This window comes from Herbidospora mongoliensis, assembly GCF_001570545.1.
In the GTDB taxonomy this organism is placed as follows: Bacteria; Actinomycetota; Actinomycetes; order Streptosporangiales; family Streptosporangiaceae; genus Herbidospora; species Herbidospora mongoliensis.
On sequence record NZ_BBXD01000018.1, the window covers coordinates 101,394 to 119,148 of the forward strand.

General features: G+C 71.4%; 14 protein-coding genes. 11 read left to right on the top strand and 3 right to left on the bottom strand.

What is annotated here, in order from left to right; all coding sequences use genetic code 11:
• Positions 1–62: 62 nt before the first annotated feature.
• On the bottom strand, positions 63–2,909 hold the full coding sequence (locus AW272_RS26615; protein WP_066370597.1) for a glycosyl hydrolase family 95 catalytic domain-containing protein: 2,847 nt from the start codon (positions 2,907–2,909) through the stop codon (positions 63–65).
• Positions 2,910–3,599: 690 nt separating this feature from the next.
• On the opposite strand from AW272_RS26615, the gene AW272_RS26620 reads away from it, so the two are divergent.
• From AW272_RS26620 to AW272_RS26640, 5 genes are read left to right on the top strand one after another with little or no spacing between them, the layout of a single operon-like run.
• Positions 3,600–6,044, top strand: coding sequence for a glycoside hydrolase family 97 catalytic domain-containing protein (locus AW272_RS26620; RefSeq protein ID WP_169807635.1), 2,445 nt, complete (start codon positions 3,600–3,602; stop codon positions 6,042–6,044).
• Between the two features lie 10 nt (positions 6,045–6,054).
• Entirely contained in the window at positions 6,055–7,317 is a 1,263-nt protein-coding gene (locus AW272_RS26625) for an ABC transporter substrate-binding protein (RefSeq protein ID WP_066370600.1), read from the top strand.
• A 44-nt stretch (positions 7,318–7,361) separates the two neighbouring features.
• Positions 7,362–8,222, top strand: coding sequence for a carbohydrate ABC transporter permease (locus AW272_RS26630; protein ID WP_245657739.1), 861 nt, complete (start codon positions 7,362–7,364; stop codon positions 8,220–8,222).
• Complete coding sequence (locus AW272_RS26635; RefSeq protein WP_066370603.1) at positions 8,215–9,036, top strand: carbohydrate ABC transporter permease; 822 nt, start codon at positions 8,215–8,217, stop codon at positions 9,034–9,036. The genes AW272_RS26630 and AW272_RS26635 overlap by 8 nt, the downstream gene beginning before the upstream one ends.
• 11 nt (positions 9,037–9,047) lie before the next feature.
• Positions 9,048–11,138, top strand: a complete 2,091-nt coding sequence (locus tag AW272_RS26640; RefSeq protein WP_157518801.1) for an alpha-galactosidase — start codon at positions 9,048–9,050, stop codon at positions 11,136–11,138.
• A 5-nt stretch (positions 11,139–11,143) separates the two neighbouring features.
• Here AW272_RS26640 and AW272_RS26645 read toward each other — a convergent pair whose 3' ends face one another.
• Complete coding sequence (locus AW272_RS26645) at positions 11,144–12,007, bottom strand: AraC family transcriptional regulator (protein ID WP_066370606.1); 864 nt, start codon at positions 12,005–12,007, stop codon at positions 11,144–11,146.
• A gap of 90 nt (positions 12,008–12,097) precedes the next feature.
• Between AW272_RS26645 and AW272_RS26650 the strand changes: the two genes are divergently transcribed.
• From AW272_RS26650 to AW272_RS26670, 5 genes are read left to right on the top strand one after another with little or no spacing between them, the layout of a single operon-like run.
• Positions 12,098–12,829 (top strand): SDR family NAD(P)-dependent oxidoreductase, encoded by a 732-nt coding sequence (locus AW272_RS26650; protein ID WP_066370609.1) that lies wholly within the window; start codon positions 12,098–12,100, stop codon positions 12,827–12,829.
• A complete protein-coding gene (dgoD, locus tag AW272_RS26655) occupies positions 12,826–13,974 on the top strand; it encodes a galactonate dehydratase (RefSeq protein WP_066370611.1) in 1,149 nt (382 codons plus the stop codon). Before AW272_RS26650 ends, dgoD begins: the two co-directional genes overlap by 4 nt.
• A complete protein-coding gene (locus AW272_RS26660; RefSeq protein WP_218011083.1) occupies positions 13,968–14,786 on the top strand; it encodes a hypothetical protein in 819 nt (272 codons plus the stop codon). Before dgoD ends, AW272_RS26660 begins: the two co-directional genes overlap by 7 nt.
• Positions 14,786–15,415, top strand: coding sequence for a bifunctional 4-hydroxy-2-oxoglutarate aldolase/2-dehydro-3-deoxy-phosphogluconate aldolase (locus AW272_RS26665; RefSeq protein ID WP_066370613.1), 630 nt, complete (start codon positions 14,786–14,788; stop codon positions 15,413–15,415). The genes AW272_RS26660 and AW272_RS26665 overlap by 1 nt, the downstream gene beginning before the upstream one ends.
• Positions 15,412–16,356, top strand: coding sequence for a sugar kinase (locus tag AW272_RS26670; protein WP_245657740.1), 945 nt, complete (start codon positions 15,412–15,414; stop codon positions 16,354–16,356). The genes AW272_RS26665 and AW272_RS26670 overlap by 4 nt, the downstream gene beginning before the upstream one ends.
• 25 nt (positions 16,357–16,381) lie before the next feature.
• Here the strand turns inward: AW272_RS26670 and AW272_RS26675 are convergent, their stop codons facing one another.
• A complete protein-coding gene (locus AW272_RS26675) occupies positions 16,382–16,981 on the bottom strand; it encodes a TetR/AcrR family transcriptional regulator (protein ID WP_066370615.1) in 600 nt (199 codons plus the stop codon).
• An 85-nt stretch (positions 16,982–17,066) separates the two neighbouring features.
• Here AW272_RS26675 and AW272_RS26680 point away from each other — a divergent pair, with 85 nt between their 5' ends.
• Positions 17,067–17,753 (top strand): SDR family NAD(P)-dependent oxidoreductase, encoded by a 687-nt coding sequence (locus tag AW272_RS26680; RefSeq protein ID WP_066370618.1) that lies wholly within the window; start codon positions 17,067–17,069, stop codon positions 17,751–17,753.
• Positions 17,754–17,755: the final 2 nt, after the last annotated feature.

Genomic DNA, 17,755 nt, shown 5'->3' on the forward strand with positions numbered 1-17,755 from the left:
CCCAGACCACCGGGCCCCGCCACCTCAGAGGTGGCGGGGCCCCTTTTCTTCTATCGACTTTCTTATACGGACGTGATCGTCCACTGGTTGTTGGTGTTGCTGTTCGGCGCCCACATCGCCACGGTCGATCCGGCGGTGGCGTTGCCCATGCCGTCCAGGGAGGTGCCGGTGCCGCGGTTGATGATCTGCTGGCGGCCGTTGCTCGCGGAGGCCAGCCGCCACTGCTGGTTGTTGCCGCCGTTCCAGGCCGACTGACGGGCGGGGGCGCCGTTGGCGGTGTTGCCCCAGCTGTCGATGACCATGCCGTTGGTGCGGTTGACGATCCGGTACCAGCCGCTGCCGAGGTCGACGAGCTGCCACTGCAGGTTGGTGGAACCGTCGTTGTTCCACTGCTTGACCACCGAGCCGGAGGCGACGTTGCCGCCGCTGTCCAGCGCCAGGCCGGTGGTGCCGTTGGAGATCCGCACGTAGGCCGTGGGCGGCGCGCCCGTGCCGGTGAGACGGTAGGTACTGCCGGCCTGGCCGGGCAGGGCGATGACGTCCGACTCCGGCTTGGTGACAGTGACCGCGGCGCCGGTTCCCACGTCGACGACCTGGTAGGTGCCGGTGAAGATCGGGTTGCGGACCCTGGCCGTCCCGGCGCGGTCGAACTTGACGAGGATCTCGGTGGCCCGGCCGGAGCTCCACGTGGTGTCGACGGTGTAGCCGCCCCGGCCGCGCAGGCCCTGCACCTTTCCGCTGGACCAGGCCGAGGGCAGCGCCGGCAGCACGTTCAGCTCGTTGTTGTGGCTGTGGAGCAGCATCTCCGCGATGCCGGAGGTGGCGCCGAAGTTGCCGTCGATCTGGAACGGCGGATGCAGGTCGAACATGTTCGGGGCGAGCCGGGACGTCGTCACCAGCAGGCGGAGCAGGGTGTGGGCGCGGGAGCCCTCCTCCAGTCGCGCCCAGTAGTTGATCTTCCAGGCGAGGGACCACCCGGTGCCGTCGTCGCCGCGCAGTTCCAGGGTGCGGCGGGCGGCGGTGTACAGGGCGGGGGTGCCGCGCTTGGTGATCTGGTTGCTGGGGTGCAGACCGTACAGGTGGGAGACGTGGCGGTGGTTGGTCTCGGGCTCGATCCAGTCGTACAGCCATTCCTGGATGTTGCCGCGCGAGCCCGTCTTCATCGGAGGGAGGCGGTCACGGGCGGCCAGGACCTGGGTGCGGAAGCTCGCGTCCACGCCGAGGGTCTGGGCGGCCTGGGCGCAGCCGTTGAACAGGTCCCGCAGGATCTGGTTGTCCATCGTCGGGCCCGCGCAGACGCTGACGCCGCTGTGGTGGGGCAGTTCCGGGCTGTTGGACGGGTTGGTGACCAGGTAGCCGAGACTGGGTTCCTGGACGAGCGTGTCGAGGAAGAACTGGGCGGCGCCCTTCATCGCGGGATAGTAGGTGGACAGGAAGTTCAGGTCGCCGGTGAAGGTGTAGTGCTCCCAGATCAGGCCGGCCAGCCACGCGCCGCCGGTCTGCCACATGCCCCACATCGCGCCGTCGACCACCGAACTGCCGCGCCAGGCGTCGGTGTTGTGGTGGGTGACCCAGCCGCCGGCGTTGTACTGCACCTGGGCGGTGCGGGCGCCGGTGACGGCCAGGTCGCTGACCATGCGGAACACCGGCTCGTAGCACTCGGCGAGGTTGGTGGTGTCGGCCGGCCAGTAGTTCATCGGCAGGTTGGCGTTGATCGTGTACTTGGAGTCCCACGCCGGGGTGAGGGAGTCGTTCCAGATGCCCTGGAGGTTGGCCGGTTGGCTGCCCGGCCGCGAGGAGGAGATCAGCAGGTAGCGGCCGTACTGGAACAGCAGCACCGAGAACTGCGGGTCGGTGACGCTGTTGTGCTGGGCGATGCGCACGTCGGTCGGCTGGTCGGCCGCCGAGGTCCGGCCCAGTTCCAGGGTGGTGCGGTTGAACAACCGCTGGTAGTCGGCCACGTGCCGCGACCGCAGGTCGTCCCAGCTCCGGTTCGCCGCGGCGTTCAGGTGCCCGCGGGCGATGCCCTGGTAGTCGCCGCTGACGTCGCGGTAGTTCTTGTAGCTGGACCCGATGGAGACCAGCACGGTGACGGAGTTGGCCGACCTGACCTGCACCGTCCCGCTGGAACTGCTCACGGTGCCGCCGTCGGCCACGACCTTGGCCAGGGCCAGGAATCGGACCTGGCCGGAGATGCCCTCGAAGTCGCCCGAGACGCCGTCCAGCGACGCGGTCGTGCCGTCGGGGCTGGAGCGGGTGACCCGCTGGGGGCTGTCGAAGGTCCCCGAGAAGGAGATCGAGCCGGACCGGTCGGCGGTCAGCCGGATGGCGATCACCTGATCGGGCGCGCTGGCGAACGTCTCGCGCCGGTACCGCACCCCGTTCTGCACGTACGTCGTCACGGTGGTCGCCGTGGTCAGGTCGAGGTAGCGGTTGTACTCCGAGACGCCGCTGGTGTTGCCGATGGCGAGCCGCAGGTTGCCGACGGTCTGGTAGGCGAGCTGACCGGCGGGCCTGCCCAGCATGTTCTGGTCGATCAGGCTCTGGGCCTGGCTCCACTGGTTCGAGAACACCGCCTGGCGGATCTGGCCCAGCGCCGCGGCGCCCCGGGTGTTGCTCTGGTCGTATGGGCCGCCCGCCCAGACGGTGTCCTCGTTCAGCTGGAGCCGCTCGGTGTCGACGTTGCCGAACACCATGGCGCCCAGCCGGCCGTTGCCGATCGGGAGGGCGCGCAGCCAGTCGGTGCCGGCACTCTCGTCGTACCACAGCGCCAGATCGTTGACGGCGCTCACTTCCGGTGGGGGAGCCGAGGCGGCTCGGGCCGCCGCCGTCCACTGCAGTGGCAGCAGCGCGGCTCCGGCCCCGGCGGCGCCGTATCTCAGTAATTGCCTGCGCGATAGATCAGACATTTCTGTTCTCTCTCTGAAGGGGATCACGTTCGGCCGTCCGGGGGCTTTCCGCCGCGGTGGCAGCGGCGGGTGCCCGGCGGAGGTCGCCACGGCTGGTGCCGACGAAAAGTGTTATCGCTAACATTTGCGATCACATATATGCATGGCCTTCTCCTGGGGGGTGGGGTCGGCCGCCTGAGTACACCGGACCGCCTATCCGGCGTCAACGCACGTCACCCCCGCTGAGCTGGGCATTGCCGCCGGGACATCGCCCGGCCTGGATGTTCGCCCTCGGGGGAGCCGTACCTTTCGGCCTGTGCTTGTGAAAATTTCATGGAAGTTACCAGCTGGCAACCGTAGATTTCGCGGTCGGCCTGCCCCGCAGGCGCGGGGAACGGGCGCCGAGCCGATGGTCCGGGGCTGGCGGGCGATGTCCATGATCGGATCGCCCGAGATAGTCGGAATGTCCAGCTGATCCGACGGTTCCACCATTCCGGCCGCGCTCAGAGGGGCCCATAGTTTTGCCTCACCGGCGTTTGTCTGTCTAGTGAAGCGCCCGGCGGGAGGTGGACCGCCGCTCTCGGCGCCAGCCGGGACGAAGCGGCGGAACACCCCTGCCATAGCTGCTCTGACCTGGACTTATGCTCGGCAGACCCCTGGCGGGATCTCGCGACGTGGGGCAAGAACCGATGCCATGTGATGGAGAACGTGTTGAGCGACGAAACGACGAACGTGCGCGCCTCGATCCGCACGACGCCCGCGGGCGTGCGGCTGACGGTGACCCGAGGCGCCGCGACCGTCCTTGAGAAGGTCGAGCTCGGGTTCTCGCTCGGCGGCGTCCGGATGGGTGTGGACGCCGAGCAGGTCCACGTGGCTGCCCGCGAGGTTCGTGACCGGTTCACGCTCCGCTCCGGCAAGTCGGCCGGCGATCACGAGTACGCGCACCACGAGAGCGTGCACACCTTCCGCGAGGGCGGCGTCGAGTGGCAGGCCGTCCTGCGGACCGGGCCCCACGGCGTCGCCGTGCGCTACGCGCTGCCGGCCCTGGACGGCACCGCCCTCATCACGGGTGATCACACCGCGCTCACTCTTGCCGCCGGGTCGCGGAGCTGGGTGCTGGACTACCAGACCTGGTACGAGACCCCCCGGTTCGGCGTGGACACCGCCGATCTGCCGGGCGGCGCGTACGGCCTGCCCTTCCTCACCCGCCTCGACCCGGACACCCATCTCCTCGTCACCGAGTCCGGCATCGACGGCCGGTTCTCCGGCGCCCACGTCCGGGCGGACGGGCCCACCCTGAACTTCACCCTCGCCGACGACGCCGTCGAGGTCGCCCGCGGCGTCGTGACGCCGTGGCGGGTCCTGCTCGTCGGCACGCTCGCCGAGCTCGTCTCCTCCCTGTTCGTCGAGGAACTGGCCCCGGCCGTCTCGCCCGAGCTGGCGGAGGCCGACTGGGTGCGGCCGGGCCGGGCGGCCTGGTCGTGGTGGTCGGACTTCTACTCGGGCGCGCAGCTCGACAAGCAGAGACACTTCGTCGACGTGGCCGCCGACCTCGGCTGGGAGCACCTGCTGATCGACTGCGGCTGGGAGGAGACCTGGGTTCCGGAGATCGTCGCCCACGCCAGCCGGCGGGGCGTCCAGGTCCATCTGTGGACGATCTGGCGTGACCTCAACAGCCCGGAGGACCTGCGCAGACTGGCGCTGTGGCGGTCGTGGGGGGTCGCCGGGATCAAGGTCGACTTCATGGAGTCGGAGTCGAAGGACCGCTATCGCTGGTACGACACGATCCTCGCGGAGTCGGCGCGGCTCGGCCTCATGGTCAACTTCCACGGCTCGGTCATCCCGCGCGGCTGGATGCGCACCTTCCCCCAGGTGATCGGCTATGAGGCGATCCGGGGCGCCGAATACTACGTGTTCTTCGAGAACCAGGCCCTCACCGCCGCCCACAATGTCATCCAGCCCTTCACCCGCAACATCGTCGGGGCGATGGACGCCACCCCGGTCGCCTTCGGCGCCGCCGGACGCACCACCAGCGACGGCCACGAGCTGGGGCTCTCGGTGGCCTTCGAATGCGGGATCACCCACTTCGCCGACCACGTCGACGCCTACACCGCCCGTCCGCTCGCGGCCCGCTTCCTGGCCGAGCTCGCGCCGGTCTGGGACGAGACCGTGCTGCTGACGGGCGACCCCGACACCTGCGCCGTCATCGCCCGCCGCGCCGGGGACCGGTGGTTCCTGGGCGGCATCGCCACCGGCGACGCCCGGACGATCCGCGTGCCCCTGACCCGGCTGGGAGCCGGGGCCGACGCCCAGGTGTGGATCGTCGGCGACGCCACCGAGGGGCTGGCGGAGACGACCACGACGGCGACCGGCTCCGTCGAGATCGCCGTGGCCCGGGACGGCGGTTTCGCCGCGGTCGTGGCCCCGGCGGGCACCGAACTCTTCCGCGCCGGGCCCCGGCCGTACCAGAGCCCTCCCGAAGTGAACCCGCCGATCGCCGAGATCGGCGCGGACGGGACCGCGACGATCACCACCGACCCGGACGCCCGGCTGCGGCCGCCGCCGGGCTGGACCGCCGAGCGGGTCACCGAGACCGGCTGGGCGATCCGCCCCACGGCGGGGCTGCGGCCCGGACGGCTCGGCGTGGTGACCGTCGAGCGGGACGGCGACGGCGTGGTCCCGGTCGTGGCCCACGCGCGCGTCGTGCGCCCGCTCGCCCCGGGCGCGCATCCGCTCTCGGTGCTGCCGATGATCGCGTTCGTCAACGCCGACGGCCCCGTCGAGCGGGACATGTCCAACGGCGGCGGCAACCCCCGCGACGGAGGTCCCCTGCGGGTGGCCGGGCAGGAGTTCGCGCACGGACTCGGCACCGCCCCCGCCTCCGAGGCTCACTTCCATCTGGGCGGGCACGCCGCCCGGCTCACCGGCGCCGTCGGCGTCGACGACGAGTCCACCGGCCGGGCCAGGGTCGCCGTGATCGCCGACGACCGGGAGATCTTCGCCGCCGAGGTCGAGTCCGGCGAGCCCGTCACCCCCTTCGACCTCGATGTCTCCGGCGTCCGGGCGCTGCGCCTGCGCGGTGAGGCCGTCGGCTCCGGCGCGCACGTCGACTGGGTCGACACCATCGTCCACGTCCACCAACCCCCCACGAAGTGAAGAGGAAACGATGAAGCACACCTGGACGGCCGCACTGGCCGTGGCGGCGACCCTCCTCACCGCCTGCTCCAGCGGTTCTGGCAGCTCAGGCGAGGCGGCTCCGGCCGAGAAGGTCACCCTCACGTACGCCAACTGGAGCGAGGACCAGGCGCCCGCGATGGAGCAGATCGCCGCCGAGTTCCAGAAGGAGAACCCGAACATCGCCGTCAAGGTCCAGACGCTGCCCTGGCCCGAATACTGGTCGACGCTCCAGGTGGGCGCCGCCGGAGGGACCGCGCCGGACGCGTTCTGGATGCTCGCCGACCACTTCCGCGAGTACGCCAAGGGCGGCGCGCTGATCGACCTGTCCGACACGGTGAAGTCCACCGGGATCGACATGACGGCCTACCCCAAGGCCGTGTCCGACTCCTACACCTACGAGGGCAAGATCTTCGGGCTGCCGAAGGACTTCGACACCAACGGCATCTGGTACAACAAGGCGCTGTTCGACGCGGCGGGCGTGAAGTATCCCGATGACACGTGGGGCTGGCCGCAGGTGCAGGAGGCGGCCAAGAAGCTGACCGACCCGGCCAAGGGCGTCTGGGGCATCGCCGCCCCGATCGACGCGCAGGGCGGCTACTACAACACGATCCTCCAGGCCGGCGGCAGCATCATCAAGCCGGGCGGCACCGCCTCCGACTTCGCCGGGCCCGAGGCGGTGGCCGGGCTGAAGTTCTGGGCCGACCTCCAGAAGGCCGGATCGTCGCCGACGCTGAAGCAGCTCTCGGACACCGAGGCGGTGTCCATGTTCGAGAACCAGAAGGTCGCCATGTACTTCTCCGGCGCCTACTGGGCGTTCCGCTTCCACAACAACGCCGACCTGAAGGGCAAGGTCGACGTCGCCCCGCTGCCCCAGGGCGTCAAGCGCGCCACCGTCACCAGCGGCATCGGCAACGCCGGGTACGCCGGCAGCAAGCACCCCGAGGAGCTGAAGAAGTTCCTCGCCTTCCTCGGCGGCACCAAGGCGGCCGAGATCCAGGCCGCGACCGGCACCGTGCTCCCCGCCTACAAGGGCACCCAGCAGCCGTGGCTCGACTCGATGCCGGAGTTCAAGCTCCAGACCTTCATCGACGCCATCGAATACGGCGTGCCGCTCCCGGTCGCCGGCAACACCGCCGAGTGGCAGGGCCTGGCGGCGCAGTACCTGGCTCCGGCCTGGGACGGCGCCAAGCCGGTCGAGGAAGCGGCCGCCGAGTACCAGACCGCCGTCGACGAGGTGCTCGCCAAGCAATGAGCCGGGCAACGAGATCGTCAGCGAGGAGCGCGAACAGGTCGGGCGTGGGGTGGGCGCTGCTGTTCATCGCGCCCGCCACCATCGGCCTGGTCGCGCTCTACCTGTGGCCGTTCCTGTCGACGCTGATCAAGAGCTTCCAGGACGTCCCCGCGTTCGGGCCCGCCACCTTCACCGGCGTCGACAACTACACCGAGCTGCTCGGCGACGGCGAGGTGTGGCAGGCGTTCGGCAACTCCGCGCTCTACACCGCGATCGTGCTGCTCGGCATCCCGCTGGCGGTGGTGCTGGCCGCGCTGATCGAGCAGGCCGGCCGTGGCCGCACGGTCTACCGGGTGCTGTTCTTCCTGCCGGTCGTCACCCTGCCGGTGGCGATCGGCATGGTCTGGCGGTTCATCTACAACGGTGACTTCGGGCTGTTCAACTACGTGCTGTCGTGGTTCGGGATCGACGGGCAGTACTGGGTGGCCGACCCCCGGTTCACCATCTACGCCTTCGCCGCCGTCGGCATCTGGATGGGCCTGGGCATCAACCTGATCATCCTCGGCGCCGGGCTGCAGGCGATCCCGAAGGCGGTCTACGAGGCCTCCGCGCTCGACGGCGCGGGGCGGGTGAGGCAGTTCTTCCACATCACCGTGCCGCTGCTGAGCCCGAGCATCTTCTTCGTGACGATCCTCACCGTGATCGCCGCGCTCCAGATGTTCGACCTGATCTTCATCATGCTGCGCAGCGTCAACAACACCGCGCTGGCCGACTCCAAGACGATCGTCTACCTTTTCTACGAGAAGGCGTTCGTGCAGTTCCAGCAGGGGTACGGCGCGGCGATCGCGATCGTGCTGCTGATCGTGATCATGATCGCGACGGCGCTCCAGTTCCGTCTCCAGAGATCCTGGGTCTTCTATGGCTGAGCGCCGCCGCACCTGGCCGGTCCACCTGCTGCTGGTCATCGCGTCCGTGATCATGGTCGTGCCGTTCGTCTGGCAGATCCTCACCCTCTTCAAGACGACGTCCGAGGTGTCCAGGATCCCGCCGACGATCCTGCCGCAGGAGTTCAGCCTGCACGCCTTCGAGACGTTCTTCTCCACGGTGCCGTTCTGGTCGATGTTCGCGGTCTCCACCGGCTCGCTGGTGCTGCGGGTCGTGGGCCAGGTCGCGGTCGCCGCCCTCGCCGGCTACGCCTTCGCGCGCCTGCCGTTCCCCGGCAGGAACGCGCTGTTCGGGCTGTTCCTCGCGATGCTGATGGTGCCCAGCCAGCTGTTCCTGATCGGCCAGTACGGCCTGATCCGCGACTTCGGGCTGCTCGACACCCTGCCGGCCCTCGCGATCCCCGGCATGTTCTCGGCGTTCGGGACCTTCCTCATGCGGCAGGCCTTCATGAACATGCCGCCGGACTACGAGGAGGCGGCCCGGCTCGACGGCGCCAACCCGTTCCAGGTCTTCTGGCACGTCATGCTCCCGATGGCCAAGCCGACCCTGGCCGCGCTGACGGTGCTGACCGGGCTGTACTCGTGGAACGACCTGCTCTGGCCGCTGATCGTCTCGCCCTCGGGGGAGAACCGGCCGCTGCCGGTCGGCCTGGCCGGGCTGCAGGGGCAGTTCGGCACCGACTACCCGACCCTGATGGCGGGCGCGTTCGTCTGCTCGATCCCGCTCGTGATCGTCTTCCTGGTGCTCCAGCGCCAGTTCTTCCGCGGCATCGCCAGCAGCGGACTCAAAGGATGACGGAAGGAAACATGAACCCGATCCACCTGCGCGCGGGCGGCACCAGCGTGGTCGTCGCCGTCGACGGCGGACGCCTGCCGCGCGTCCTGCACTGGGGCCCCGACCTCGGCGACCTCGGGCCGGACGCGCTGGCCGACCTCCAGCGGGCGGCGCTTCCCGCCGTCGGCGACAGCGCGGTCACCTATCCGCAGCCCGTCCCGGTGCTCCCGCAGCTCCACGAGGGCTGGCTCGGCCGCCCCGGGCTCGTCGGAGACACCGACGGCCGCCGCTGGGCGCCCTACTTCCGCGACGCCGCGCACACGGTCGACGGGTCGCTGCTGCGCTCGACGGCCCGTGACCCCGAGTTCGGCCTCACGATCGAGGTCGAGATCGAACTCCTGCCCGGCAGCGGGCTGGTCCGCCAGCGGGCCCGGGTGGTCAACGAGGCGGCGGAGCCGTACCGGATCGGCTCGGTGGAACTGGCGCTGCCGGTGCCCTCGGACGCGACCGAGATCCTCGACCTGACCGGCCGCTGGGCGCTGGAGCGGGTGCCGCAACGGCGGCCGTTCCAGGTGGGGGAGTGGGTGCGCGCCTCCCGGGGCGGCAAGCCGGGGCTGGAGCACACGCTGCTGCTGGCCGCCGGTGAGCACGGCTTCGGGTTCCGGCAGGGGCTCGTGTGGGCCACCCACCTCGCGTGGAGCGGCAACCAGGTGCTCGCCGCCGAACTGACCCCGGCGGGCACCCGCCACCTGGCGGCCGGTGAGGTCCTGCTGCCGGGCGAGGTCGTGCTCGGCGAGGGAGAGTCGTTCCAGAGCCGCTGGCAGTACGGATCGTGGGGCGCCGGCCTCGACGAGATGGCCGGGCGCTTCCACCGGCATCTGCGGTCACGGCCCCGATCGCCCCGGCCCGTGGTGCTGAACACCTGGGAGGCCGTCTACTTCCGGCACGACCTCGACACCCTGGTCGCCCTCGCCGAACGCGGCGCGGAACTGGGCGCGGAGCGGTTCGTGCTCGACGACGGCTGGTTCCTGGGCCGTCGCGACGACACCTCCTCCCTCGGCGACTGGACGGTCGACCCCGGCGTCTGGCCGCAGGGCCTCGGGCCGCTGGCCGACCGGGTGCGCGAGCTCGGCATGGATTTCGGGCTCTGGTTCGAGCCGGAGATGGTCAACCTCGACTCCGAGCTGGCCCGGCGTCACCCCGAGTGGATCTTCCAGGCCGGGCACGGCCCGGGTGTGCCCTCCCGCCACCAGCACGTGCTGAACCTCGGCCACCCCGACGCCTACACGTACGTGTTCGAGCGGATGAGCGAGCTCGTCGGAGAGCTGGACATCGCGTACATCAAGTGGGACCACAACCGCTACCTGCTCGACGCCGGTGAGCGGCCGGGCGTCCGGCGGCAGGTCGAGCAGGCCTACCGGCTGATGGCCGAGCTCAAGGCGGCCCACCCCGGCCTGGAGATCGAGTCGTGCGCCAGCGGCGGCGGCCGCATCGACCTCGGCGTCCTGGAACACACCGACCGGGTGTGGCCCAGCGACTGCAACGACCCGCACGAACGGCTGGAGATCCAGCGCTGGACGGGGCTGCTGGTCCCGCCGGAGATGCAGGGCACCCACATCGGCGCCACCGAATCGCACACCACCCATCGCGTGCACCCCCTCGACTATCTCGCCGAGAAGGCGCTGTGGGGTCACCTGGGCCTCGAGGTCAACCTCCTCACCGCCGACGCGGAGACCCTCGCCGCGCTGGCCCGCTGGGTCGCCTTCCACAAGGAGCACCGGTCCCTGCTGCACTCGGGCCGGGTCGTGCACGCCGACCTGGCCGATCCGGCGTACCGGCTGGAAGGCGTGGTCGCGCAGGACAAGTCCGAGGCCCTCTACGCGTTCAGCGTGGTCGAACGTCCCGCCGTCTGGCCGCCGGGCCGCGTCCGGCTTCCCGGCCTGGACGACACCCTCACCTACCGGGTCGAAGCCGTCTATCCGGGCTCGGTTCCCGGCGGAGTGCTCCCGCCCTGGCAGTCGGCCGGGGTCACCCTGCCCGGCCGGGTGCTGCGGCTGGCCGGCGTCGAGGCCCCGTCGCTGGACGTCGACCGTTCGGTGCTGCTCCGGGTGGTGTCGACATAGCCGTGTCAGCCCTTGGCACGGTTGCGGTAGTCGGTCGGGCTGGCCTCGTGCATGCGCCGGAAGTGACGGGAGAAGTAGAACGGATCGGGATAGCCGACCTCACGGGCGATGTCGGCGACGGTGGCGTCGGTGGTGTCGAGGAGGCTGCGCGCCTGCGCCATCCGCAGCGCGGTGTGGTGCGCGAGCACCCCGCCCCCGGTGGCGCGGCGGAACAGCGCGCTCAGATGGGACGGCGACACGCCGACCAGCGAGGCCAGGTCGGCGACCCGCACGGTGGTGTCGAGCCGTTCGGCCAGGTAGGCCATCGCCCGCTGCAACGGGTCGCCCGGCTCCGGCATGGCGCGGTCGACCACGATCTGGGTGATCAGCTTCCACGCGCCGCCCGCGGCGCCCATCAGGCTGGCCGGCGAATGGTCGCGCCCCAGCACGGTGACGATCTCGTCGAGCAGAGCGACCGCCCGGTCGAGCCGCCGGATCGAGACCACCGGCCTCGACGGGCCGGCGCCGATCTCCTCCAGCAGCTCCGGCAGATCGGTGCCACGCAGGTGACACCACCAGATCGTCCAGGGAGCCTCTTCCGACGCGCCGTAGGCGTGCGGGACGCCGCGCGGGATGACCAGAGCCGCGTTCGATCCGATCCGGTAGGGGGTGCCGCCGATGGTCGCCCATCCCAGCCCCGCCGTGCAGAGGATGAACACGGCCTCCTCGATGCCGCGAGGCCGTTTCATCAGGTGATCCGCGGCCGACGGGTAGTAACCGGCGTCGGTGACCATGAGGCGCCGGGTCACCGGCCGGGAACTGGCCTCGGCCACCACCCGGCGCGGCACGACGGTCAGCCGCTGATTGCGGAACCCCTCCTGAATCGGCATCGGGCCAGTATGCCAGGTACGTCGGATCGTCCAGGCCATCACACACTTCGAACATTCCGCACCACCGAGGAGCACCTGTTGACTGAAGCCATGGGACGAGGACTGTTGTCGGGGAAGGTCGCCGTGGTGACCGGTGCGGCGTCGGGGATCGGCGCGGCCGTGGTGGAGCGGTTCCGGTCCGAGGGCGCTCAGGTGATCGCGGTGGACGTGACCGGGCAGGGCCCCGGCCGGTCGGGCGTGCTGACGGTCACCGGTGACGTCTCCGACGCCGCGACCTGGCGGCGGATCGCCGACCTGGCCCGCGCCGAGTTCGGCCGCTTGGACGTGCTGTTCAGCAACGCCAGCACGGTGGTGCGGGCGCCCGCGCACGAACTGGCGGAAGACGACTGGGACCGGCAGCTCGCGGTCAATCTGAAGGCGACCTACCTTGCCGTCAACGTGTGCGCCGACCTGCTGCGGGAGAGCGGGGGCACCGTCGTGCTGACCTCCTCCGTGCACGCCCTGGTGGGTGTTCCCCGGCACCCCGCCTACGCCGCGGCCAAGGGCGGGCTCGTGTCGCTCGGCCGTCAGCTCGCCGTCGAATACGGCCCCGACGTGCGGGTCAACACCGTGCTGCCCGGCCCGATCCTCACCCCCGCCTGGGAGGGCATCGGCGAGGAGGACCGCAGGCGCAGCGCGGCGGCCACCGCCGCCGCCCGGTTCGGCCGCCCCGACGAGGTGGCCGCCGCCGTGGTCTTCCTGGCCTGCGACGAGAGCTCGTACATCACCGGCACCACCCTGGTGGTCGACGGCGGCTGGACCGCGGTGAAGGACTCGGCATGACCACCATCACCAGGATCGAGACGTTCCTCGTCCCCCCGCGCTGGCTGTTCTGCCGGGTGGAGACCGACGACGGCGTGGTCGGCTGGGGCGAGCCCATCGTGGAGGGGCGCGCCGAGCCGGTGCGCGCCGCCGTCCACGTGCTGGCCGAATATCTGATCGGGCGAGATCCCCTGCGCATCGAGGACCACTGGCAGGTCATGGCCACCGGCGGGTTCTACCGGGGCGGCCCGGTGCTCTCCAGCGCGCTGGCCGGCCTCGACCAGGCGTTGTGGGACATCGCCGGCAAGACCTACGGCGTCCCCGTGCACGCGCTGCTCGGCGGGCCGGTCCGCGACCGGGTCCGCGTCTACGCCTGGGCCGGCGGCGACGAGCTGTCCGACCTGACCGACGGCATCGGCGCCCGGATGGAGGCCGGGTTCACCGCCGTCAAGATCAACGCCACCGGCCGCATGCCCGCACTCGCCGGGGTCGCCGCCGTCCGGAGCGTGATCGACCGCATCGCGCTGGCCAGGGAGGTCCTCGGCCCCGACCGCGACCTGGCGGTGGACTTCCACGGCCGGATCAGCGCGGCCGACGCCCGGCGCATCCTGCCGCTGATCGCGGAGTTCCATCCGCTGTTCGCCGAGGAGCCGGTGCTGCCGGACCGTCCGCACCTGCTGCCGGGCGTGGTGGCCGCCAGCGGCGTGCCGATCGCGACCGGTGAGAGGCTGTACTCGCGGTGGGACTTCCGGGCCGCGCTGGAGGCCGGGGTGGCCGTGGTGCAGCCCGACCTGTCCCACGCGGGCGGCATCTCCGAGACCCGGCGCATCGCCTCGTTCGCCGAGGTGTGGGATGCGAAACTCGCCCCCCACTGCCCGCTCGGACCGCTCGCGCTGGCCGCAAGCCTTCAGGTCGCGTTCGCGACGCCCAACTTCCTGATCCAGGAGCAGTCCATCGGCATGCACTACAACGAGGGCGCCGACCTGCTCGACTACGTGGTCGACCCCTCCGTGTTCACGTTCACCGACGGATACGTCTCCCGCCCGACGGCGCCCGGACTCGGGGTCGAGATCGACGAGGCCGTGGTCAGACGCGCCGACCAGGCCGGGCACGCCTGGCGCAACCCGATCTGGCGGCACGACGACGGCGGAGTGGCCGAGTGGTGATCCCGCTGACGGCCCGCTTCGACCTCGCCGGGGGAGGCCGATGGACCTCCCTGTCGGGAGGCGGCCGGGAATGGCTGTGGTCCCGGCCCGACCCCGCCAGGGCGGCGGCCGTGCCCGGGTCGGAGTTCGTCGACGTCGGCGGCCTCGAAGAGTGCGTCCCGACGGTGCGCGGGCTGCCCGACCACGGCGACGCCTGGACCCGCCCCTGGACGGGTTCGCCCGCCCTCAGCACGGTGAGCTGCGACCGGTTCGAGCTGACCCGTGCGGTCGACGATGAGGCGGGGGCGGTGGTGGCGACCTACCGGCTGTCGGCCGACCCCGGGTTCCGGTTCCTCTGGGCCGCCCACGCCCTGCTCGACCTCAGCGAGAAGGCGCGGCTCCTGGCCCCGTACGGGACCCCGACCCGGATCTTCCCCGAGGCCGCGCCGCAGCTGGACGTCGCCTGGCCGCCGGGTTCGCCTTATCTGGAGGGCTGCTGGCCCGCGCCGTCCGGGCTGGAACTCGACCGGTTCGGGCCCGACGACGGCACCGCCGTGGGCGCGGTGCTGCGGTGCGCCGCGGTGCGGGTGGAGGACGAGGCGGACCTCCTCGACCTGCGGGTGGAGGCGCCCCCGGAGGTCCCCGCCGGGATCGCGTTGTGGCGCAACCTCGGCGGGTTCCCCGACATCTCGCCATACCGGAGCATCGGCGTGGAACCCATGCTCGGCACGGTGTTCGACCTGGCGGAAGCCGGCCCCGGCGAGGCCGCGACGGTGCCGTCGTCCGGAGAACTGACCTGGCGGCTCGTGCTCGCCGCGGAACGGATGAGCTGATGACCGAACACGACGACGTTTTCCTCCGCGCGCTGGCCGGGCACCGGTTGCTGGCCATCGTGCGGGGCCCGGACGCCGGCGCGGCGCTGCGCACGGTCGTCACCCTGGCGGAGGAGGGCGTCAGGCTGATCGAGGTCTCCCTGGTCACCGCCGGGGCGCTGGAGGTGATCCGCGAGGCGCGGGCCTCCCTGGGCCCCGACGCCGACCTGGGCGCCGGCACCGTCGTCACCGGCGACGACGCGCGGGCCGCGGCGGAGGCGGGCGCGTCCTTCCTGGTCACCCCGGCGGTGAGCGAGGCCGTCGCGGCCGGGCGCGCGCTGGGCCTGCCCGTGCTGGCCGGGGCGCTCACCCCCACCGAGGTCGTGGCCGCCAGGGCCGCCGGGGCCTCGGCGATCAAGCTGTTCCCCGCCTCGCTCGGCGGTGTGCGCCACCTGCGGGCGCTGCGGGACCCCTTCCCCGACGTGCCCTTCGTCCCGGTCGGCGGGGTCGGCGTGGCCGAGGCCGCCGACTACCTGGCGGCGGGCGCGGTCGCGGTCGGCGTGGGCTCACCTCTCGTGGGTGACGCCGCCGCCGGTGGCGACCTCGCCGAACTGCGCGCCCGGGTCCGGCGGCTGCGGGAGGCGCTGTGAGCGTCGTGACCTTCGGGGAGACGATGGCGGCCCTGCGGGCGGCCGACCCGATCCGGCTCGGCGGCACGATGCGGCTGTCGATCGCGGGCGCGGAGTCCAACGTCGCGATCGGTCTCGCCCGCCTGGGTCACCGGGTGAGCTGGGCCGGTCTGGTCGGGGACGACGAGACCGGAGAGCTCGTGCTGCGCACGCTGCGCGCCGAGGGCGTCGACCTGGCGCACGCCCGATCCGACGGGCGCGGCCCCACCGGCCTCATCCTGTTCGAGCGCCGGGTCGGCGAGCTGACCCGGGTGATCTACCACCGGGCGGGCTCGGCCGCGTCCTTCCTGTCACCTGCCGACGTCCTGCCCGCGCTCGATCCGCCGCCGAGGTTGCTGCACGTCACCGGCATCACCCCGGCCCTCGGCCCCGGCCCGGCCGAGGCCGTGCGGTCGGCGGTCCGCACGGCGGCGACCTCGGGTGTGCGGGTCTGCCTGGACGTCAACTACCGGGCCCGGCTGTGGGACCGCGCCGTGGCGGCCGAGACCCTGCGCCCGCTCGCGTCGTCGGTGTCGGTGGTCATCGCCTCCGACGACGAACTGGAACTCATCGCCCCCGCCACCGCGACGACGGAGCACGCCCGCGTGGCCGCCCTGCTCGACGCGGGCGTGGAGCACGTCATCGTCAAACGCGGCCGGGACGGCGCGAGCGGCCACACGCCCCTGGAGTCCGCCGACGTCCCGGCCCGGAGTGTGCGGGTCACCGATGTGGTGGGCGCCGGTGACGCGTTCGTCGCCGGTTATCTCTCCGGGCTCCTCGACGACCTCGACCTCACCGGGCGCCTGGGCCGGGCCGTCACCGTGGGCGCGTTCGCGGTGGCCTCCCCCGGCGACTGGGAGGGGCTGCCCGCCCGGCCGGAACTCGGTCTGCTCGACACACTGCCCGGTTCCGTTCTGCGCTGACGCCGGAGTGACGGGCGACTCACTCTCAGGCGGGCGGCCAGTTGCGCAGGGCGGTGTCGGCGATCTCCTGGAGTTCGGCGCGGCCGACACCGCTCGCGGCCTGCACGGCGATGCCGAACGCCAGGGTGGTGACGTAGCGGGCGAGCAGCCCCGGATCGGTCTCCGGAGGCAGTTCGCCCTCGTCGACGGCTCGCTGGAACCGCTCCCCGACCTGGGCGTAGCCGTTCTGACGCCAGGCGACGAGAAGGTCGCGGACGCCGCGCCCCGAGTCGCTGGCGGCCAGGGCGCCCTGCACCCCCATGCATCCGCTGGGGTTGTCCGGGAGGGTGGTGGTCCGGACGGTGCCGGCCAGGATCGCGGTGGCGACGCCGAGGGCGGTCGGCTCCTCCAGGGCCTCGGCCAGGTAGGCGCTCGGGACTTCGGTGTAGCGCTCCAGGGCCTTGCGGAACAGCTCCTCCTTGTTGCCGAAGGCGGCGTACATGCTGGTGGTGGAGATGCCCATCGCCTCGGTCAGGGTGGCCAGGCTGGCCCCCTCGTAGCCGTGCCGCCAGAAGACCAGCATCGCGCGCTCAAGGGCCTGGTCGGCGTCGAACCCCCGTGGCCGGCCGCTCTGTCTCGTCTTCACGCCCGCAGCCTACCTCTTTCGCATCGATCGCTGCAGAAGTGCTACAGTCGAATTCTGTAGTGATCGATACATAAAGGGGGATCCCATGCCCATCACACTGATCACCGGGGCCAACAAGGGCATCGGCTTCGAGACGGCCAGACAGCTCCTGGAACTGGGCCACGTCGTCTACATCGGCGCGCGCGACGTCGAGCGGGGTGAGAAGGCCGCCGCCGAGCTCGGCGCCCGATTCGTCCAGCTCGACGTGACCGACGACGCGTCGGTGAACGGCGCGCTGGCGGCCGTCGACGCGGCCGAGGGCCGGCTCGACGTCCTGGTGAACAACGCGGGCATCCTGGAGTACGAGGTCACCGACGGCCCCACCGCTCTCCGCGTCTTCGACACCAACGCGGTGGGGATCGTGCGCGTCACGGAGGCGGCGCTCCCCCTGCTGCGCAAAGGGTCGAACCCCACCGTGGTCACCGTCTCCAGCAGCGCCGGGTCGTTCTGGGCGGTGACCAACCCCGACCGGCCGGAGTTCCACCTGAGGGCCGCGCTCTACTCCTCGTCCAAGGCGGCGGCGACCATGCTCACGCTCCAGTACGCCAAGTCCCAGCCGGACATCAGGTTCAACGCGCTCGAGCCCGGCTTCACCGCCACCGACATGACCGCGGCACTCGGCGGCGGAAGGTCACCGGAGGAGAGCGCCAGGACCGTCGTGCGGCTGGCGACCCTCGGCGCAAGCGGTCCGACCGGAACCTTCCAAGATGAATCCGGGGAACTTGACTGGTAGAC